A 21,224-nucleotide genomic window follows, 5' to 3' on the forward strand; every position below is an offset into this window, starting at 1 on the left:
CGATTCGCGCTTGTTCTCATCCGGTCCGTGGCAGGCAAAACAATTGTCCGAAAGTATTGGACGAACATGGAAATTGTAGCTGATCTGATCTCCTGAGGCAGGTACCTGTTGATTTCGCCCAGGTTTTTGACATCCTGAAATGAAAAGTAATAATATTAAACCACTAAGTATTTTCATTGATTGTTGAAATTATGCTTTTGTATATAAGAGAGCGCAAATGGGCAAATCTCATCTAATGTCGGTGAAATATCCACAAAAGCACACCAAAATGAATCGGGTCCTGCAATCATTCGAATCAACTAATCACTGGTATGTTCTTTGTAAAACTGCCATACTTCCCTGGCTACATTTCGCCCTAGTTCAAGCCCTTCCTGATTATCAGCCTGGATATGATATCCTCCCAATACTCTGGAAAAACCTGCCATTTCAGCAGTTTCCGTGAATGTGGGGAATTTTAAGACAACCGTATCTCCCAAAAAATCCGGCTCAGTCATGGCTCCCGCAACCAAGGTAGCACTTTCTCCAAAAGAGTCGCTACCCGTCCATAATCGGAGAGCCTCTGCACAAGCGCCACTAACGGCGCTGTGACCTGACACGTAACTTGGGAAGGGTGGACATAAAAATACCTCCGGGGAATAGGGACGCCATTGATTACCAGGAAGGCGGGTCATTCCTACTTTTTCTCCTCCCCAACCATTGATCATCCGACCGTCAAAAATATCGTGTACCAATGCATACGGCCTTGCGTAATCGTAGTACATCTTGGAATCCCAGGCAGCGATAAAGGCATCCATTGCAACTACCTGATTGTAAAAATACATTTTCACATCTTGATCGAGGGCGTGGCGATCCCGGCGGGATACATCCTGGGCAAAACGTAGCCAGTGGCCTGCTTGCTGTACAGATTTTGGACCATCCCGCATGTATTCAATCAATGCTTTTTGATAATCTGAGAGGTTTGCCTGTAAATCTACCACCTCCTGAATTTGCGTTTTCAATTCTTCGCTTCCAATACTGGGGGGCGGTCCCGGACGAAATTGGTCTGCAGCTTTCAACCCGATGGGTTGCACCCGATCCCAGAAGGGTGTTAGGCATTCCGGGGCAAAACGTCCCCCTTTTCCGTCCGAGAAGTATTTCGGCTGCCACCTACCGGGATCCAAATTTTCATCTGCCGTATTGGCCGGTTTGTACCCCGTGTAATTGAAATAGGGTGATTGAGCAGACCCAGGTTCCTCACCGTATTGATTGGAACCATCTCCTTTTCTGGCTGAAATTACCTGATGGGCCGCCAGGTTGCCAATACCCTGGGGTGATTTTGAATTCAAAGCTTCATTCGTTGGATCCAAACCCAAATCCATCATGAAACCGGTAAAAAGCGAACTGTCTGCAGGATAATATTCCATAAGCGAACGATAGGCTGCATAGCTGATGGCAATTTCTTTGTTCGCCAACGTCCTTTCCTTTTCGGGACGTCTGCCAACTCCCCCGAGGTAGACTGGAACTGCTTTGGCGTCATAAACCGACCAGGCATCAAAAATGGATACAAAGACCAAGGCAAGGTAGCGGGATGTTATGGTTGGGCGTGGGGTAAACAGCTCGGTATCATTCGCTGTGGCTTCAAGCGCAAGTTGACCCCATTTATAGGCTAGATTATCCTTTCCCAAAGGCTCATCTCCCATCTTTACCGCAGGTTTTTCTCCGCAACTACAAAGTAGGCTCAGGGAAACAACCAGCAAAAAAGAAAAAAAATTATCTTTCTTCATAGGAAGTGTAGATTATATCAATGGCCTGTTCCGGCGTAACAACCGGAAGCTTGCACGTATTGTTTTTACAAACATAAATCAGAGTCTTTCCCGATACGAGTCGATTGGCAAATAACGGAAGCTCATTTTCCTGAGCAGCACCTACAATCAATGTATTTGGCAGGTGCGTTTGACTCAGCTCTTTAATTAGATCTTTTGAGTTCTCTCCAACCACCGCCACCTCCATGTATGGAAACGCCATGTGCATCAATAGTTCATTCCATTTGCCATAGGCTTGCCCTTCTGAAAGTATTTTGGGCATCATTGAAGCAACCATGCTTTTTGACTTTTCCAGAAAAGCTTTGTTTCCTATCAGGTGGCCTAACTGAAACAAATTCAGCGCCATGGAGGCATTCGAGGATGGCAAAACTCCATCGTGGGTAAGAATAAGGGAGGATATCAACTCTTCCTTCTCGTTGAATCGGAACATACCCGTCTCCTCATCTGAAAAAGCGGCTAAGACATGAGAGTTAAGTGTGATGGCAAGATCCAAATGTTCTGGATTCATGGTAAACCCGTATAACTTTATTAGGGCTTCCAGGAGAAAGGCATAATCTTCCAGGAATCCAGGTACATGATCCCCTCCTTCCTTGAAAGAATGAATCAGTTTACCGCCGCGAAGGCAATTTTTTTGTAGGAAATCGAGAATTTCAAGAGATTTATTTAGGTATTCATCGTTTCCGAAGGCCGCATAGGCATCCAAAAATCCCAGCATAAGGAGGGAGTTCCAGGAGGTGATGACCTTATCGTCTTTTCGAGGCGGGGTTCTTTTTTGCCGTACCTTTAGTAGCAATGCGTTCCATTTCGTTTTTTGCTTCTTAAAATCAGCAAACGAAACCCCTTGCTCAGCTGCAAATACCTCATCTGGTTTTTCCCGAAAAAATATAAACAAACTGTCTCCCACCACCTGCTGTGAGGAAATCGAGTAGTAGTTTGAAAATAGTTCGTATTCACCACCCAAAGCTGTTCTTAGCTCATTCTCTTCCCAAAGGTAATACTTCCCTTCTACCCCTTCCGAGTCTGCATCCAATGCGGCATAATAGCCACCGCCTGGGTGCTTCATCTCGCGTTCCAAAAAATCGATGATCCCTTCGGTCACCTCCTGATACTTCTCTTCATTAAACGCCTTAAATGCCATAGAGTATACGCGCAACATCAGTGCGTTATCGTAAAGCATTTTCTCGAAATGCGGCACCTTCCAATAGGTGTCGGTGCTGTACCGATAAAAACCACCCCCTATCTGGTCTTGGATGCCGCCTTGCGAAATTTTTTCCAGGGTATTTTTTACGTGCACTGAATAGTCGGAGTTTTTCTCCAAAACCGAATAGTTTAATAAAAAGGCAAGATTCGTTGGCATCATGAATTTTTCGTCAACCTTATCCCCTCCCCAATCTAAATCCCAGGAGGACTGCCATTTTCTGACACTTTCTTTCAAATTTCCTGCGTTGATAGTCCTGTCATCCGTTATCGGTACGATGCTATTGGTCTCTTGAATACCCTGTGCCAACATTTCCCCATATTTCTCAGCCTTTTTGGGGTCCTCGGTATAAAACGAATACACGTCGTGCAAAACCTGCATCCATTCCTCCTTGGTATGATAGGTACCTCCATACAAAGGATTTCCGTTGGGTAAGGTAATTACATTCAACGGCCACCCACCACTGCCCGTGATTAATTGAAGTGCTGTCATGTAGACGTTGTCAATATCAGGTCGCTCCTCCCTATCCACTTTGATTGAAATAAAATACTCGTTCATAAAGGCAGCCACATCCTCATCTTCAAATGTCTCAGCTTCCATCACGTGACACCAATGACAGGAAGAGTACCCGATACTGACCAACAGCAGTTTGCCGTCAGATCGGCCCTTTTCCAATGCTTCATCACTCCAAGGTAGCCAGTTAACGGGATTCTTGGCGTGCTGAAGTAGATAGGGGCTTGTCTCGTGTATCAAGGAGTTGGTAACTTTAGCAGATTGTTCCGACGGTTTTCCTTTACCACAGCCTGATATACTTCCAATAAGCAAAAAAAACAGGTAAAACCTTACAATGGATTTCTTCATATAATGAAATTTAGAGCCATCAAGAAAACAAAAAATCTTCTTCAAGAAATTAGTGATTCGTGGGAGATATGGCGGTTAATCCGAATTTTTCCGGCTGTTCGATCCGGAGTAACTGAAGATGATCATTATTTTTGGCAAATAAAACTCCCTCCTGCCCTCCAGCCAGTTTCATTTTTTTAGCCGATTTAACCTCGCCGCGAATCATCAGGCCACTTTGATAGGGCATTTGACTTTCAAATCCGCCTTCTCCGTCTCCGAGAAGAAGTCCGGCGTAACTGGCATCATTTCGCGGAGTCTCTACTTCGGCCCCATATAGATTTCCGGCATAAAGAACGTCCAGGTGTCCATCCTTATTAATATCCATTGGAACAAAGGTGTTTATGGAGGCTATTTGAGAAAAAACATCCAGCGGTTGCATTGTAAATGTTCCATTTCCCTGGTTTTCCAAATACAAATGAGCAAAACTTTTTACCTCAAAATGAGTCGACTTCTGCAAATCTTCTGTTGTATAAATTTGCTCTAAACTGGCCGAAGCATACGATTTATAATCCTTAAATTTTGCTTTAATGGCAGGTATCTGCTGGGAAGAGCATTCTCTTCCACGCACCGGAACCCGTACACCCTTATCCAAATAACTCAGAACCAGATCGTCCTTGCTATCGTTGTCGTAATCGTACACATACAAGCTAAATGGAGACGACTGGCTTGCCTGGTATTTATAATTTCTTCCCAGATTGCCAACGATAAAATCGATATCACCGTCTCCATCAAAATCTTCACCCTGCAGTCCAAACCACCAGCCATTTGTATCACCTAAACCTGCGGCTACCGACTTGTTGACGAATTTTCCTCTTTCATTCTTCAAGTAGGTGATTCCCATCCATTCGCCTACAAGGATTAGATCCTCCATGGAATCTCCATCTACATCAACCCAACTGGCCTGCGTCACCATGCCCAAATCTAGTAATTGGGGAGCTACTTCTTCGGTAACATCCTCAAACTTCACTTCAGCCTCGGTACTGCTATTTTTTAAAATGTAGCTTTTAGGTGCATGGGGGTAGTTTCTAGGAGTAACACGGCCTCCTACAAACAGGTCCAAATCCCCGTCGTTATCCATATCCGAGGCCACCACCACCGAACCACTCTCCCTGAGTACTGGAAGAGCTGTATCCGATTTTTCAAACACCCCGTTTCCACGATTGATATAAAACTTATCCTGATAGTACGTATCACCTTTTCGGAGTTCATTTCCCCCACATACCACATATAGATCGGGCAAGTCGTCTCCGTTAGCATCAAAAAACAAGGCACCCACATCTTCCTGAAACCTGTCTTTTTCCCACATTTCTTCCAGAATCCCGGTAAAAGTTCCATCACTTTTTTGCAAAAACATCTTTGCCGGAAACCCACTGGCGCCACCCACGTAAAAATCATCCAATCCGTCGTTATTTATGTCTCCTACGGCAAGTGCGGGACCGTATTCGGAAATCTTATGTGGAAGTAAAACCTGGTATTGAAAATCGTTAAAGGTGTTTTCAGTATGCCGGTGATCCAACGACACGGTTGTCGTAATATCGCTGAAAAATTCGCGGGAGGCTGGTAACGTTGGGGCCAAGACGTCCACCGCATCCGCTTCATTAACCATTATCCGTTGGTTTATTGCGACGTTTTCTAGGAGGCTTTCTTTTCCGCTTGGCCAAAGAACCCGAATCTTTGGTATGCTGCTTTGGTTTCCCAAGCCGAAATGAATCGTAGGATCCACCGAGGATTGAAACCCCCTCGTTAAGGTAAGTTCCTGGTACTGGATTACCGAATCCACCTCCAACCAAACCTTTGCGCCAAGCCCCAACGGATTTGAGGGATTACCCACTAATTCAAGTTGCAGAAAATTGGTATTTGCCAAAGTGGTTGCATTATTCCTGTAAACGGTTGCCTGATCGTCGAGATTATTGACTACCACATCCAAATCACCATCGTTATCCAGGTCTACATAGGCTACTCCATTGGAAAAACCATTGAAATTAATCCCCCAGTCATCCGACACATCGGTGAATGTCAGATCCCCCATATTCTTAAAAGCAAAATTTTTGATTTTTTCGGAGGGAATTTTCTTCGTCAAATCAAGAGAGTTACCTTCGTCAAAATTTTGTACCTCGTCGTTCCTAAAATAATCGCTATTGTTTATATCCCTTCTTACTCCGTTGGTCACATAGATATCCTTGTAGCCGTCGTTATCAAAATCGGCAAACAAGGCAGCCCAACTCCAATCGGTGGAAGAAACTCCGGCCATTTTTCCTATGTCGCCAAAACGCGGCAAGCCATCGGTACCCATTCCCATATGTAGTTGAAGGGTGTTGATGGAATATTGATGATGCATATCGTTTTTGACCATGGAATAAAAACGTTCCGGGTCCATGCTATCCATGTTTTCCTTCGCCCTGCGGTAACTCTTCGGCATCATATCCACTTGATAAATGTCCAAGAAGCCGTCATTATTGAAATCAGCGACATCTGTTCCCATTCCAAAATAGGAGGTATGATTGGTTAGCTCCAGGTTAAAATCTGTGAATGTGCCGTCTTGGTTATTGATATAGAAAAAGTCAGGTGTACTAAAGTCATTGGAGACATACAGATCGGGCCATCCATCCTGGTTAAAGTCTGCTACTGAAACACCCAACGACAGGCCGTATTTATTCAAACCAGCCTCCTCGGTCTTATCGGTAAACTTACCGTTTCCTTCATTTTTATAAAGCCGGTCACTTCGGTGGTAGGGTGCTGCATACCTGTAAGTCAGATACTCTACCATGCTGGTACGCGAAGGTACAATGGGATAATTGATCAGGTACAAATCCTGCAAGCCATCCCCATCGTAATCGAAAAAAACTGCCTGTGTACTATTCCCCTCATCGGCAAGTCCGTATGCTTCTGCCATCTCTGTGAATGTTGGGATTTCACCTTCCCTACCATCGTTGATATATAGCAGGTTTTTTGTTGTCCCCCATTTGCCAGACACACTGATATAAATGTCCAGCCATCCATCCTGATTGGCGTCACCTACGGTAACACCCGTCATCCATCGATCGTCTCCTGCTACCCCGGCTGGCAAGGATACGTCTTCAAAATTTAGGTTTCCTTTGTTGATATACAGCTTATTGGGAACCATATTCCCGGTGAAGTAGAGATCCTGTAAACCGTCATTGTTAAAATCACCCACGGCCACTCCACCACCCATGTAGATATACATGTAGTTGAAATAGTTGATCGAATCATTTTCTGTTAAGTCATTGGAAAAATCGATTCCAGTTGATTGAAGACTGAGTTCGGTAAATAAGGAGGCCTGATCTTTTTTTTCCTGGCATGCTGCCAAAAAAAATACCAGGCCAAAGAGAAGAATACTATTCCCTAATTTATCGTACCAGCAACGGGGATACACGCTTGGTTTCATGTTCATCGGTATTTTTTGTGTCAATCATTACCTACCTGAATAAGAAGAAATATCCACAGCGGTATCGAAACATTTCAACTTCTTTACCTCTGTGGATTAAATTTGTCTTGAACTAAACCCGACCTTTAATCTTCATATCCTGGGTTTTGTTCGATATTATTGTTGCTCCGTTGGATTTCTTCCCTTGGAATGGGAAACCGATAATAATGGTCTCCCGGCCATGGAAAACGTGGATCTACCTCTACAACCTCTCCGTAGGTATATTGCAAGGTACCCATCAAATCGCCTTCCTGAGCTGTGGACCAATCCATTGTGACACTACTTAAGCCTCGAATGGGATTCATATCGATGTTACCCGGAGCTGCTTTCCAGCGCAACAGGTCCCAAAACCGCATGTCCTCCAAATGTAATTCTACGGCACGTTCGTTTCGGTAGTCACGTAGTAATGCTTCGCCCGAACTGGTAATGTCTGGCATATCGACCGAAGGCCTATTTCTAACTTTATTAATGTATTCCCTTGCCAACTCCTCATTGCCCAGAGCGATTTGAATCTCCGCATAGTTCAGATAAAATTCCGCCAGCCGCATAAACACGGTTGTTTGGCTATAATCAAAATCGAAACTTGCTCTCGGCCCTTGAAAGTCCAACAATTTTCTAAAAGTATACCCCGTCTGAACCCTCCAATGAAAAGGGGTCAATCCTTTTACCCAATAAGTTTTGGAATCCCGCCCGAAATCAAAAAGCGTTTGGTTATTCATTGGATCTACTTTATTGGGATTTTCGTAGGGAGGCTGGTTATCAGGATTCGGATTCGCATCCTCCCAGTATTCATACAAGCGTTGGGTGCTTTTCGATCCATCAATGATGTTTACAGGTCCCGCACCGGGATACAATATGTAACTGTAATACCTTGGATCTCTATTGACGTTTGGATTTTGTTCGTCATAGCCGGAATTGGCGTTTACAGTAACCCCGTCTGCTAGGTACGGATATTCCCCATTCTCCATTTGGAACATATTAACGAAATGCTGGGTAGGCATCAGCCGTTGACGGGCGTCGAAACCACTTGGCCAATAGTCGTAATTGTAGCCCCAGTCTGGAATTCTCGACCCAGCGGTGTAGGTCCTGCCGAAAATTGTTTCGTTCGTTTCCAATGGCTGAAGAAACAATTCTTCGTGGTTGGGGTGCAGGGTAAAACCGGCGTCAATTACGGCTTTTGTGGCCACCGCAGCGTCCTGCCATTTGCTCAGGTCGTTGGTCGGATTATTTAGCGGACTGGCCATGTACAAAAGCATCCGGGCTTTCAAACCCATCGCTGCTTCTTTGCTAATTTTTCCTGCAGCAGGAGTGGCGCCATCCAATAAATCGACTGCCAGTTCCGCCTCATTCAGGACAAACTGCGCACATTCTTCGTAACTATTTCGGGAAACATCGAAGGATTCATCACTCAGAGAAAAACTTTCGGTAATTAGCGGAACACCACCAAAGGTTCGTATCAATTCAAAATACATCCAAGCACGAAGAAAGTGAACTTCTCCCTTAATATTATCTAACAGTTCGGCGTCAATTGTCGAACCTTCTATTTTCTCAAAGAAAATATTTGCCCTCCGAATGAAATCGTATTCCTCAGCCCAAATATTGGTTAACTGGGTAATATTATCCGGGGTAATATTTCCTTCCAGGTATTGCCGGATCCCTCCAGCACGATTGTGCGTATCGGGAGCAGAAACTGCTATATCGGTCATGCCTATGTATCCACCGCTTCCTGGACTCCAATGCGGCTTGATTCCGTTATACATGTTATACACATAATTTTGAAGAAAAGTAGGGTCTGTGAATACGTTTTCTTCAGATATGGCATCTAGTGGAGTTACCTCAAGCAGGTCGTCGTTACAGGCGTTAAAAACCATGCCAGATAGCAAGAGTGCAAACAACGGTTTCATCAGGCTGTTTTTTACTATTCTATTTTTCATAACTTTTTTTTTTAAAAAGAAAGATTAAGACCAAAACCCAATGTTCTCATATTCGGATAAGTACCCCCTTTTCCACTGAGAAATTCAGGGTCACCCGCACCAAACTCTGCCAAATTGTTATAAATCATAAATAAATTTTCTCCAGATAAATACACCCGTAGACCAGATATACCAATGCGGCTCATTAGTTCACCTGGCAGATTGTAACCCAATTCAGCTGATTTAAATCGAACCCATCGGGCATTGTGATACCAGAAGTCACTGTTTTGTGCTGCAAAACCGATCGGCCTAATACGAGGCAGAATTGCGTCGGTGTTTTCCAAATCATAGGTATTGGCTGCAACATAAGCAAGTCCATTCCCGTTTGCGCCTGTATCAAATCCATTATCGAGCCTAAACTTGCCTCCGTCCTGTCCCTGAAGTAACATGGTCAAGTCAAAGTTTTTATAGTCGAAGCCAATGGTCATACCGAATTGAGACCTGGGAAATGCATTGATGTTGTAACGGTACCGGTCATTGCCATCGATTACCCCATCGTTGTTCATGTCCTTGAATATAAGTCCGCCTAGCGTAGCATTGGGATAGCTAACAAAACTATCTAAATCATCCTGGGTACGATAAATACCGATGGCATTATATACCAATTCGGAACCAATTTGCCTTCCCTCCAGATTTTGATAGGGCTCGGCCTGAGGCACTTCATCAAAAAATATAATTTCGTTATCATTAAAGGAATAATTGGCACTTACTCGGTAGTTAAGCTGGCCAAAATTCTCTCGAAATCCCACCTGAAATTCTATTCCATGACTTTTCATTTCCCCAATATTCTCATCCGGTAAGATTAGTCCGGTATATCCGGGAATGGAAGCCTGTCTTCTACCCAAAATATTGGTTGTATAGGTTTGGTAAACATCCGTTTCAATCGTCAACCTGTCTTGCAAAAAACCAAGTTCCAATCCAAGATTCGTTGATTCGGAAACCTCCCAGGTAATGTTTGGATTGGGTGTCGTCAGCGCAGCAATTCCCCTGACATCGTTTCCATTCACTACCCAACCGGCTCCATATCCAAACCTACCAATGTATTGGAAAGGGTCTACCCTGTCATTCCCCAATCTACCCCAAGACGCACGGATTTTTAAATTGCTAAATACATTGTCCGACATAAATGCCTCTTCACTCACTACCCACCCCGCAGATAATCCTGGGAAAAATCCCCAGCGGGTTTCTTTAGGGAAGATCGGCGATCCGTCGTAGCGGAAATTAAATCCAAAAAGGTATTTATTGCTAAATTCATAATTTAGGCGGCCGAAATAGTTCTGCCGCGCATTCTCGCTAGCACCACCGCTATTGTTCCACTGGCTTCTATTTTCACTTCCTGCGAAAAGCTGATCAATTTGAGGAGAATCATATCCCAAACGTTGCGCCCAGAAAAAGTTATCGTCGTAGGTCATTTGCTCGTACGCCAAAAATCCGCTTACACGGTGATCTGTGTTAATGACTCTATCGTAGGCAATTTTTGAATTTAGCGTAATCATGGTACTTTGGGAAAAATCCTCTCGTAATCCAATGTCCTCCACTGTTCTAGATGTCCTTTTGACAATATTTCCCGAAGCATCTCGTTCGTAATAATCCCAAACGTAATCAAAGGATTTGTTGTAATTAAACGTCTTTACAATGGATGCAAAGCCGTCCACGGACAATCCCTCCACAAAGGGGATCGAGTATTTGTATCGAAACATCCCGTTCGCCACATCACCGGTATTTCTTCGATAGCCCGGACTCAAAAGACGTGCTGCTGGATTTAAATGGGACCAACCCTCACCTGGATACCTGTAATCGCCTCCTATATACGCCTCCTGTAGCGGACTTGTAGATGCGAAAGCCCCGATCGCACCCGATCCTCCTTGAGGAGACTGTGTAAATTTCTGGCGTATCGATAAATCGACACCAACTTCCAAATCATCGGTTACTGTTACATCCAGGTTTGCCCGAACGTTGTATTGCTTGAGCTTGGTAATATCATCCGCACGCAGGATACCTCCTTGATTCACCATCCCCACCGAGGTAAAATACCGAATACGGTCCGACCCTCCCCGCATGGTGAGGGATTGTCGGGAAATCGTGGCCGGTGGATCCACCAAGGCATCCCACCAGTCTTCCGCCCGCCTGTTCCCGTTTCGGAAGGATTCCACCAAATCATCTGGAAATACCGGACCTGCTCCCTCAAGCACCCTATTCCGATTGAGAACATCCATGTAGTCAAAAACATTAGCAGATTTTACCTTCATCGTAGGAGACTGAAATAAGTGGGAGCTGGAAAAGTTGAAGGAAGGTTTTCCAGACTGTCCTCTTTTGGTGGTAACCAAGATCACACCTCCGGCGGACTGCGCACCGTAGATCGCCGCAGAAGCATCCTTCAAGACGGAAATAGATTCAATATCATTGGGATCAAGTCGATTCAGACCATCCGGATCGGCGTTGGCGACCCCATCTATAACGATCAGTGCCGAATTGTTTCTAGTCGTATTGAATCCTCGAACAAGAATCTGTGCATCGTCGAACCCGGGAACCGCACTTCGCTGATTTACATAGAGGCCTGCGAGCCTACCAGACAAAGCATTGGAAAGTGACACCGCAGACGATTTTTTCACTTCCTCCCCGGTCGTTTGGACAACCGCATTGGTAAGTTCAGATTTCTTTTGGGTACCATACCCAAGAACGATAACCTCGTCTAGTGCCTGCGCGCTTTGCTCCAAGGTTACATCTATTGTGGTTTGATTCCCCACCTCCACGGTTTTTGATTCGAACCCGATAAACGAAAACACCAGAGAAGAACCCTCCGGGACCACGATGGAATACTTTCCGTCTATATCCGTGGCTGTTCCCGAATTGGTGCCGGGAACGAAAACCGTCACTCCGGGTATGGGATCCCCATTTGCGTCAACGACTGTACCAGAAACCGTTACCTCTACAAGTACAGATTTTGCAGGGCTTTTTGTCTTCGAAAATTTGACACTTATCTTATCGTCTACCTGCTTAAAAGATAGCCGATGCGAAGAAGCAAGCGTCAACAAAACAGTTTCTAGTGTCTGCTCCTCAACCCGAATGCTAACCGGATCCGTATCATTGAGCAGGCGCTCGTCGTAGATAAATGAAAACTCCGTCAACCGATGTATCTCCGAAAACGTCTCCGACAACGATACATTTTCAAGATCTAAACTCAGGTATACTTGCTTGATATCCAGGGATCCCTGTGCGTTGGAAGGAGCCGCATAAATCAACGGTGAGAAAAGCATCTGGAATAGGAATCCATAGAGGTAGTATTTTCCTATCATACATAGGGCATGTAATGTTTTTTTCATAAATTTGCATGGTTTATTGTGATTGATTCGCAGTAAAACAAGAGGCAAATAGAAGCGCCTGATAAACCTTCCTATTCGCCGGGCAAAGTCAATGAATCATCGTTGGCTTTGCTTATTTTTAGTGATTTGTTTTCCTCATCCAGTTTGTTTAGGGTGCAAAAACTAACTTAACTTTTTTCTGGTCTATGGTATAATCAAAGCCATAGGCATAGCCAATGGATTCCAACACGTCACTCAAATACGTATCTTGAAACTCCCCGGAAATTTTTAATCCAGGATGCGGTCTATTTTCAAGGGATATCTCGACGCCGTACCAGCGCTCCAGCGTCTGCGTAAATTCATCAACCGAAAAATTTTCAAAAAGCAGGACCCCAGACTTCCATAAAAATGCCTTTTTAAGGTCAAATCTCCCTTTCACAATTCTTTCCGTACCGACCGAAGTCACTTCTTCGCCGGGCTGCAAAAATATAGATTGGTTTGCCTGCGATTCGTTCACCACTTCCACTATCCCAGTAGCCAACTGTACGGTGATTTGGTTAGAATTGTAGGAATTGATATTAAAAGAAGTACCTAATGCAGTAGTAGTAATATTACCTGAAAATACCCGAAACGGCAACAAGCTATCTGGAGCCACCTCAAAAAAGGACTCACCCACTAAATAGAGCTCGCGATTCGTATCTCCAAAATCACTTCTGTACCTAATTTCGCTTTCCGAATTGATAATTACCGAACTTCCATCCGGCAAGTGAATCGCTGATTTCTGCCCCTTAGGATTCGATTTGCTTATCCAATAAATGGGGTTTTCTACCAATTCGGGGGCTGATGGTTTGTTTTTCTGCACTACATCTACTGCCAGGAACGTCACCACTGAAGCAAAAACTACAAAAAAAACTTTCTGTGCCACTTTCCAATACGCGTGTTCTAAACGACGGGTATTCAAAATGGGTCGCTTATTTTTTTGAATGTGTTCGTGAATTTTCGAAAGCACCTGTAATTCCTCCTGTTTTTCCCAATCCTCCCCGGGTGCATTCAGCTCCTCAATAATCAACCTGGCCTGATTAAGTAAAAGGCCGTTTACTTTGTCCGAGGCTATTTGTTTCCAAAAATCACCGTTTGCCGCTGAAACCGGGTCTAACACCCAGTCTACGAAAGACTTGTCTTCCAAAAATTCCTCTATGGTGCTATAGGTCTTCATGAATTGAACTTGCTATGTTTGTAAGAGAAAATTATTTTGGAAATCTCATCTCCAAGTCGAATAAAAATTTGATTTTTTTTAAAAATTAATGAAAACCAAAGGAAGCATCGGACATTGATAGAATAAAAACAGTACTATTGCAAAAAATATAAGAATAAAATTAATACTTTGGTAGAGAAATCACCGGGTGATAGAGCAGCCCTCAAGGTTTTAATTCCCTTAAATATCAAATTATAAATGGAGGGGATTTGTACTCCCATTAGTTCCGAAATTTCATCGTAGGTCAGTTCTTGAAGGTAGCGCAGGTAAATTGCCTCCTTCTGACGAAGTGGCAATGTCTCAATCGCTCGAGTTAGTTTATGTGCTGAATCCAGACTGATTTGATTTTCTTCCAGTATTTCCTGAAAAGAAAGCTCCCAAGAAATCTTTGAGTGGTAATCATCAATTGTCTCAAATTTGCATGCGGCATTCACTCGTTTGATTACTTCCCTTCGAAAAGCTGAAAACAAATAGAATTTTATCGATTTTTGTATGGAAAGGACGCTCCTTACCTCCCATATATGGATGTAAACATCTTGAATCACGTCCTTAATCAATTCCCTATCCAACGTGAACCGAAAACCGTATTTATACAAGTCTTTCGCGGTGGAAAAGTACACGTGATCAAAGGCCTTTTGATTACCGCTCGCAACCAATTGCCAAAGTTCGGCATCCTTAAGTGTGTGAAAATCCATGTAACATCAGATTATTTGGGCATTCCGGGCAACCAGGGTCCGTCTTGTATCGACCAAACATACGATATTTTGAAAAATAATCCACTCCCGAACAAAAAGATTTTCAAATTATCAAAAGACCATACTTCATTCACTTTTTAAAGAAACCTATAGCATCCCGTTATCTTTATCTAAGTACCCATCATACAGTCCTGTGTAGGTGTTTACATCCATACCGATTTTTAGGGGTGATCAACTACGTTGATAACGAGAGGGGGATTCCGCTATTTTTTTTCCCGTTGGTTCCCACACTAATGAATTGATAAGTAAATAGTTGACCTGTTTTCAGGCATGCCTGCGTGCAAGCAGCAATGAATAGCTGCGCGCCGCTTCAATCTATTTCCCCCAGCAGTAAAGCCATCCCGCCTCCCGCCTCTTAACCGGATGGGAAAATCGGTTGCCACCGGGGAACTAAAAGAAAATTCTGCAAGTTTCCCCAGTTGATGCAGCGCGCAATTCCCTTTTCCGTTCTTGAGCTGGCCCTTCTTAAAAAAGAAGATACCGCCGCCGACGCCTACCGCCGGAGCCTGGAGCTGGCCCGACATGCCGAAAATCAGGGTTACAAGCGATTTTGGCTCGCAGAACATCACAACATGCCCTGGGTGGGAAGCTCCGCCCCTACCATCTTGATGGGCTACATCGCTCAAGGAACCCGGCGCATTCGAGTAGGTTCCGGGGGCATCATGCTGCCCAACCATAGTCCGCTTGTCGTTGCCGAACAAATCGGTACCCTGGAATCACTTTATCCCGGCAGAATAGACCTCGGATTGGGCAGGGCTCCCGGAACAGATCAACGAACCGCTGCATCCTTGCGGAGGGGAAGGCTGGAAACCGTACAGGAATTTCCCCAAGATTTGGAAGAATTGCAGGGTTATTTTTTAGAAGAGAACCTGGACAGCCCGGTCCGGGCCTTTCCAGCAGAAGGACTTCCTGTTCCCTTCTACTTACTGGGTTCAAGCATGGACAGCGCCCGTCTGGCAGCAGCTAAGGGAATGCCGTATGTGTTTGCCAGTCATTTTGCGCCCACGTATTTCCAACAGGCCGCCAGCTACTACCGCCGCCACTTTCGGGCATCTTCCCCGGGTTCCAGGCCTTACCTGATTGCCTGCATCAATGTAGTGGCCGCAGAAAACCAGAGTGAAGCGGAATTTCTAAACAGCTCATTTTATCAAATGGCCCTGGGAATAGTCCGCGGCCGTTCGGTTCCTCTCGCGGCTCCCGTTGCATCCATGGATGCCTTGTGGACTGCACAGGAAGCAGTTGCCATTCGGCACATGACGACCTATAGCTTTGTGGGGGATTTTGATCGGGTAAAAAATGGATTGGCGGCATTTGTCCGGGAACATCGCCCGGATGAACTAATGATCAGCAGCAGCATCTACGATCAGGAAAAACGACTGGCCTCCTACGCCCTGGCCGCCCAGGCGATTCAATCCCTGAGCGGAAGCCCGCAACCCATGGTCTGAACCGATGAGCTTGCCAGCGTCAATTCATCCGGGAGTTGGTTGGCCATTTTGGGGGACCGGTCGTCCTGGATGCGAATAAAAGCGCCTGGATAAGGAGCCCAATGACAATAAGAACTACCATCTCAAACTGGGATATCAGGCTGCCCCGGTGAAAAATCCGATCGGTTTTCGATTTTAGTTTATCGGCTTCGGTCAACTGAATCTGGGAAAGAAAGTGCAGGTCCATAAAAGCCGATTGAATCATCGTCTCCTCACTCGCGAGGTCACCCTCCTTTAGCCGTAGGTTCATTTCCTTTGTCAATCCGGTGAAATGAAGAAAATACTTCGCCTCTTCTTCCGTCAGACGGGTTGCCTGATACAGTTGGTTTAGCGTATCGATTTCCGTCAAGAGTCGGTTGGCCACCCGCTGCTTTTGCACCAACGAACTACTGGGGTCGTTGATTGCCAATTGGAGGGTATGCAGCTTTTCAGAAAAATCCAAAATATAGCTTTCTGCCACCAGACGATCCCGGTAGATAGCCTCAAATGCAGTTTCCAACTCAGTTATCTGGTTTCGTTGGTTGATGTTGGTCACCATTACCAACAAGATGACACCAAAAAGTAGTGAGGCAGCGGTTAGTTTGTGCTTAATGCTATACATCCAATTCATTACAGCTTTTCCAGTTTAGATTTCAGCCAACGAGGAAAGAAAATCTTTCGCAGCAAAGCTACGGGGAAAAGGTTAAAAAAAAAGCGGGAAACCCGGGTTAAATCAGTTGCATTTTTCACAACCGCAACCATTCTTGTTTTTGACCGGCTTTTTTACCAGCAACTTGTAGCCCCAATACCCGAGAACTCCAGCAAACAATATCCCTACGATTAGCTCCTGCCACATCATTTATGCAAATAATTGATACGTAACCAATGCCCCCAAATAGGCCACAATCGTCATACCAATCGTTTGGATCAGCGGCCATTTCCAACTTTTGGTTTCCCGATACACAACCGCCACGGTACTCATGCATTGCATGGCCAGGGCGTAAAACACCATCAATGAAAATCCGGTGGCCCGGGTAAATACTTTTTCCCCCGTATCGGCATGCACCTGTTTATCTAATTTTTCCCGAATGGTAAGTTCGTCTTCCACATCTTCCCCCACGCTATATATGGTGGCAACCGTGGCAACAAATACTTCCCTGGCGGCAAAAGAGGTCAGTAGCGCGATACCGATCTTCCAGTCGTAGCCCAAGGGACGCAAGGCAGGCTCGATTGCTTTTCCCAACAGGCCGATGTAGGAAGCTTCCAGCTTTTTGGAGGCAAATTCAGAAGCCAGTTCGTGTTTCTGCTCTTCGGAGGCGGCTGCCAGCGCTTCTTCTTTTTGCGCGTTCAGGGTTTCCATCTGCCCGGAAGGCCCGTAACTGGCCAGCACCCAAAGTACGATGGAGATGGTGAGGATGACTTTTCCGGCTTCTAGAACGAATATTTTTGACTTGTTGTACATGGTGAGCAGCACCGTTTGCCAACGGGGCATGCGGTAGATGGGCAGATCGGTCATCAAAAAACTTCGTTCTTTTGTCCGAAGCACGTATTTCAGGGCAAGTGCTCCCAACAAGGTAAATAGCGTACCAAACAGGTACATCACCAGCAAGGCCAGTGCCTGTAGGTTAATGCCCAACCAGGTACTGTCGGGAACCGTCAAGCCGATCAGAATGATGTACACCGGCAACCGGGCCGAACAGCTCATCCAGGGTGTCACCAGGATGGTAATTAAGCGTTCTTTGGTATTGCTAATGTTTCGGGTAGCCATGATGCCCGGAATGGCACAAGCCATTCCCGAAATGAGGGGCACCACACTTTTGCCATGTAATCCGAAAGGACGCATGAGCCGATCTGTCAGAAAAACGACCCGGGAAAAATACCCCGTATCTTCCAAAAACGCCAGAAAGCCAAATAGTAGCGCGATCTGCGGGATAAAAATCACCACACCTCCAATACCCGTGATGATACCTTCGGACAGTAAATCCGTGAAAACGCCCGGTGGCAAAACCTCCGCTACCCATCCACTTAACGCCGCAAAGGTCCCGTCAATCAGGTCCATGGGGGTCTCCGCCCAGGCGAAAATGGCCTGGAATATCAGCAACATGATCAACAAAAAGGTGAGGTAACCCCAAACCGGATGCATAAAAACCGCGTCCAGGCTGGCCTGCCATTTTCCGGGGCTCCTGGTAACCGAAGATTGGGCCGTTGAAAGCAGGGACTTTATTTTCCCAAGACGCTGTTCGGTCTCCCGGGTTTGCTGCTCAAGCCCGTCAAAACCGTATTCGGCTGCCTTTCTTTCCAACCATTCTTTTTTCGTAGCAGGGAGAACCGGGTCAAACCCGGCAAAAATCAACTGTTGGAAGGCCTGATAATCGGTAGCAAAATCAAATTCTGCTTTCACCTCTCGGAGTAAATCGGTGAAGCCCATTTGATGAAACGGTTTGCCTGCCTCAAAATTCCCTTTCAGCAATAGCTCCCGAACAGCGTCCATTCCTTGATTATTTCTGGCATCGGTCATGACCAAGGGAACCCCGAGCGTTTGGTACAACGCAAAACTGTGAATGGTCAATCCCCGCTTCTCGGCCAGGTCTTTCATGTTGACAATGAAGGCCATGGGAATCCCTAAATCGATCACCTGGGTACCCAACAGCAAGCTTCGCTCCAGGTTACAGGCATCCAGTACGACCAGAGCTGCATCGGGCTTGTCTACCCCTTGGCCGTTTAGCACTTTATGGGCGATGATTTCGTCCTCGGATTTCGGATACAAACTGTAGGTACCGGGAAGATCAATCAATTCAAAACTGTGGGACCCGATACGGGCCTGTCCAACCATCTTATCCACTGTCATGCCCGGATAATTGCCAATTTTTTGGTTCAATCCCGTCAGTTGGTTGAAAATACTGGATTTCCCCACATTGGGATTGCCAATGATGGCAATGCGTCTCAGGGCCTGTTTTTCGGCAATTTCCATGGGTTAGACTTCTTTTAGTTGAATGAGGGCGGCTTCTTCTATACGTAAGGCAATGATGTTCCCATCAATCAAAAACGCCATGGGACCTTTGAATGGGGCTTTTTTAAAAAGCCGGATTTGTTTACCAGGAAGGATGCCCATCTCCATCATGCGCACCAGTAAGGGCGTGTTGGCTATACTCACAATTTCGTACGATAGGTCAGTTCTGAGATCGGCTGCCGTCATGGGGATACCTGTGGTCATTTTTTTCTCCAGATCAACGATTCACGAGGCAATTTTACTACAATTTTCCCGAAATAGTAAAGAATCAGCCCTTTATTTAGATTGAATAAATCATTGGTGAACGTTACCCAACCAGGAGGATACACCCAATCCTTTTACCGGACAGCATTTTCGTCTCCCGCAGCAGCCACCCTTCTGGTGGACCACCGGTACAAAAACCTGCGACGACGAATTTTCCACTGGTAGAAAAATTGGTACTGCCTTCCTGAATCCCCCCTTCGGTCTTGGTTACTGGTAAAAAGCCTAAATTTACAGTCAAAACCGACTTAGGTAATAAATATCACATTTTGGGAGCCAAAGAATCCCTAACATTGTAGAAGCATTGGGCAGGCCAAAAGAACTGTCCGGAAAGTGAAATCAGACTAGAAATAAAAACTAAAAGACAATGTTTTTCGAATTAGTATACGATAAGAGTCTGGCGCAGGCCAGTTATGTAGTAGGATGTCAGGCGGGGGGCGTAGCAGCCGTAATCGACCCAAAACGAGACGTGGACACGTACTTGCAAATAGCCAAAGCCAATAACATGAAAATCACCCATATATTGGAAACGCACATTCACGCCGATTTCCTGAGTGGTTCGCGGGAACTTGCCGCGCTGACCGGTGCCGACATGTACCTGTCCGACATGGGCGACGAAAATTGGAAATACGAATTTCCCCATAAAAAACTGCGCCATGGAGACCGGGTGAAACTGGGTAACCTCAATTTTGATGTATTGCATACCCCCGGTCATACACCGGAAAGCATTAGTTTCCTACTGACCGATACCCCGGCATCCCAGGAACCCGTGATGTTGTTTACTGGCGACTTTGTTTTCGTCGGCGATGTGGGAAGACCCGACTTGCTCGAACAGGCCGCTGGCTTGAAAGGCACCCAGGATATCGGAGCGGCACAAATGTTTGATTCCCTGCAGGAATTCAACAAGCTGCAGGAATTTATTCAGGTATGGCCGGGACACGGTGCCGGATCGGCCTGTGGAAAATCCCTGGGCGCTGTTCCCATGTCTACGGTAGGCTACGAGAAAATCCGAAACTGGGCGATGCAGCTATTGGATGACAAAGCTGCCTTTAGCAAAGAACTACTGGCGGATCAGCCAGAGCCCCCCCGGTATTTTGCCATGATGAAAAAACTCAACAAGGTGGACCGGAAACTGCTAACCGAGGTGCCCAAAATCGAAAACCTATCGAAGCAGGCATTTGAACAGGCGGAAAAAGAAGGCATGAAAATCATCGATACCCGTACACCCGAGGCCTTTTCCAAGGGTTTTCTGAAGGGATCGCTCAATATTGCCAACAACAACTCCTTCTCCACCTGGATGGGCTGGTACATGAATTACGAAGAATCCTTCGTTCTGATTGCCGACCAGGCAGAGGTAGACGACCTGACACGCAAACTGATGCGTATCGGCCTGGATAACCTCCATGGATTCATTACTCCGGAGCAATTACAGCAATACAAAGGACAGGCATTGGAATCCTACCAGCCCGTGACGATCGAAACGGTGGAAGCGCTGCTAGACGAGGGCAAGGCACAGGTGGTCGATGTGCGGGGCGCCGCTGAATTCAAAAAAGGACACATCGAGGGTGCCGACAACCTATTCGTCGGCAAGCTGGATAAAAACCTGGATAAAGTCTCCAAAGAAAAACCGGTGGTGGTGCATTGCCAAAGTGGGGGTCGGGCGGCCATCGCCTACTCCCTGCTGAGAGCACATGGCTTCGACAATGTCTCCAATTATGCCGGTGGTTGGGAGGACTGGAGCCGCAAGAAAGAAAAAGCAACGGCTGAATAGGAAAAAGCGGGACATCCACCAGATGTCCCGCTTTTTTTATATCTGAACACATTTGATAACAGCCTGTTGCGGATTTCGGCTTCAACCTT

The 21,224-nt window shown here is 45.7% G+C and carries 12 protein-coding genes; 2 read left to right on the forward strand and 10 right to left on the reverse strand.

The window, feature by feature from the left end; genetic code table 11:
* Positions 1-299: 299 nt before the first annotated feature.
* The 7 genes from GCU44_RS21835 to GCU44_RS21865 all read right to left on the reverse strand — a co-directional run bounded on the left by GCU44_RS21835 (position 300) and on the right by GCU44_RS21865 (position 14,570).
* Positions 300-1,763, reverse strand: a complete 1,464-nt coding sequence (locus GCU44_RS21835) for a vanadium-dependent haloperoxidase (RefSeq protein ID WP_154859524.1) — start codon at positions 1,761-1,763, stop codon at positions 300-302.
* Positions 1,750-3,753 carry a thioredoxin domain-containing protein gene (locus GCU44_RS21840; RefSeq protein WP_161993998.1) on the reverse strand — a complete coding sequence of 668 codons (2,004 nt, stop codon included), beginning with the start codon at positions 3,751-3,753 and terminating at the stop codon, positions 1,750-1,752. The genes GCU44_RS21835 and GCU44_RS21840 overlap by 14 nt, the downstream gene beginning before the upstream one ends.
* A 157-nt stretch (positions 3,754-3,910) precedes the next feature.
* Positions 3,911-7,306, reverse strand: a complete 3,396-nt coding sequence (locus GCU44_RS21845; protein WP_154859526.1) for a VCBS repeat-containing protein — start codon at positions 7,304-7,306, stop codon at positions 3,911-3,913.
* A gap of 125 nt (positions 7,307-7,431) precedes the next feature.
* Entirely contained in the window at positions 7,432-9,279 is a 1,848-nt protein-coding gene (locus GCU44_RS21850) for a RagB/SusD family nutrient uptake outer membrane protein (protein ID WP_154859527.1), read from the reverse strand.
* An 11-nt stretch (positions 9,280-9,290) separates the two neighbouring features.
* A complete protein-coding gene (locus GCU44_RS21855; protein ID WP_154859528.1) occupies positions 9,291-12,641 on the reverse strand; it encodes a SusC/RagA family TonB-linked outer membrane protein in 3,351 nt (1,116 codons plus the stop codon).
* A gap of 148 nt (positions 12,642-12,789) precedes the next feature.
* Positions 12,790-13,836: a FecR family protein gene (locus GCU44_RS21860; protein ID WP_154859529.1), complete on the reverse strand. Its 1,047-nt coding sequence runs from the start codon at positions 13,834-13,836 to the stop codon at positions 12,790-12,792.
* Between the two features lie 134 nt (positions 13,837-13,970).
* Positions 13,971-14,570 (reverse strand): RNA polymerase sigma factor, encoded by a 600-nt coding sequence (locus tag GCU44_RS21865; RefSeq protein ID WP_154859530.1) that lies wholly within the window; start codon positions 14,568-14,570, stop codon positions 13,971-13,973.
* Between the two features lie 482 nt (positions 14,571-15,052).
* On the opposite strand from GCU44_RS21865, the gene GCU44_RS21870 reads away from it, so the two are divergent.
* Entirely contained in the window at positions 15,053-16,075 is a 1,023-nt protein-coding gene (locus tag GCU44_RS21870) for an LLM class flavin-dependent oxidoreductase (protein WP_154859531.1), read from the forward strand.
* Between the two features lie 19 nt (positions 16,076-16,094).
* Here the strand turns inward: GCU44_RS21870 and GCU44_RS21875 are convergent, their stop codons facing one another.
* From GCU44_RS21875 to GCU44_RS21885, 3 genes are all read right to left on the reverse strand, one after another.
* Positions 16,095-16,724, reverse strand: a complete 630-nt coding sequence (locus GCU44_RS21875; protein ID WP_092178257.1) for an MCP four helix bundle domain-containing protein — start codon at positions 16,722-16,724, stop codon at positions 16,095-16,097.
* Positions 16,725-16,952: 228 nt separating this feature from the next.
* Positions 16,953-19,064, reverse strand: a complete 2,112-nt coding sequence (gene feoB, locus GCU44_RS21880; RefSeq protein WP_154859532.1) for a ferrous iron transport protein B — start codon at positions 19,062-19,064, stop codon at positions 16,953-16,955.
* 3 nt (positions 19,065-19,067) lie between these two features.
* Positions 19,068-19,307, reverse strand: coding sequence for a FeoA family protein (locus tag GCU44_RS21885; protein WP_241685067.1), 240 nt, complete (start codon positions 19,305-19,307; stop codon positions 19,068-19,070).
* Between the two features lie 424 nt (positions 19,308-19,731).
* On the opposite strand from GCU44_RS21885, the gene GCU44_RS21890 reads away from it, so the two are divergent.
* Entirely contained in the window at positions 19,732-21,135 is a 1,404-nt protein-coding gene (locus GCU44_RS21890; RefSeq protein WP_154859533.1) for an MBL fold metallo-hydrolase, read from the forward strand.
* Positions 21,136-21,224: the final 89 nt, after the last annotated feature.

This window comes from Cyclobacterium xiamenense (genome assembly GCF_009467825.1).
Taxonomy (GTDB): Bacteria; Bacteroidota; Bacteroidia; order Cytophagales; family Cyclobacteriaceae; genus Cyclobacterium; species Cyclobacterium xiamenense.

Bases quoted from the DNA above. Each gene is read 5' to 3' on its own strand.
- GCU44_RS21885 (WP_241685067.1), bottom strand. From the start codon at position 19,307: ATGACCACAGGTATCCCCATGACGGCAGCCGATCTCAGAACTGACCTA.
- GCU44_RS21875 (WP_092178257.1), bottom strand. From the start codon at position 16,724: ATGAATTGGATGTATAGCATTAAGCACAAACTAACCGCTGCCTCACTA.
- GCU44_RS21845 (WP_154859526.1), bottom strand. From the start codon at position 7,306: ATGAAACCAAGCGTGTATCCCCGTTGCTGGTACGATAAATTAGGGAAT.
- GCU44_RS21870 (WP_154859531.1), top strand. From the start codon at position 15,053: ATGCAGCGCGCAATTCCCTTTTCCGTTCTTGAGCTGGCCCTTCTTAAA.
- GCU44_RS21865 (WP_154859530.1), bottom strand. From the start codon at position 14,570: ATGGATTTTCACACACTTAAGGATGCCGAACTTTGGCAATTGGTTGCG.
- feoB (WP_154859532.1), bottom strand. From the start codon at position 19,064: ATGGAAATTGCCGAAAAACAGGCCCTGAGACGCATTGCCATCATTGGC.
- GCU44_RS21835 (WP_154859524.1), bottom strand. From the start codon at position 1,763: ATGAAGAAAGATAATTTTTTTTCTTTTTTGCTGGTTGTTTCCCTGAGC.
- GCU44_RS21855 (WP_154859528.1), bottom strand. From the start codon at position 12,641: ATGAAAAAAACATTACATGCCCTATGTATGATAGGAAAATACTACCTC.
- GCU44_RS21890 (WP_154859533.1), top strand. From the start codon at position 19,732: ATGTTTTTCGAATTAGTATACGATAAGAGTCTGGCGCAGGCCAGTTAT.
- GCU44_RS21850 (WP_154859527.1), bottom strand. From the start codon at position 9,279: ATGAAAAATAGAATAGTAAAAAACAGCCTGATGAAACCGTTGTTTGCA.
- GCU44_RS21860 (WP_154859529.1), bottom strand. From the start codon at position 13,836: ATGAAGACCTATAGCACCATAGAGGAATTTTTGGAAGACAAGTCTTTC.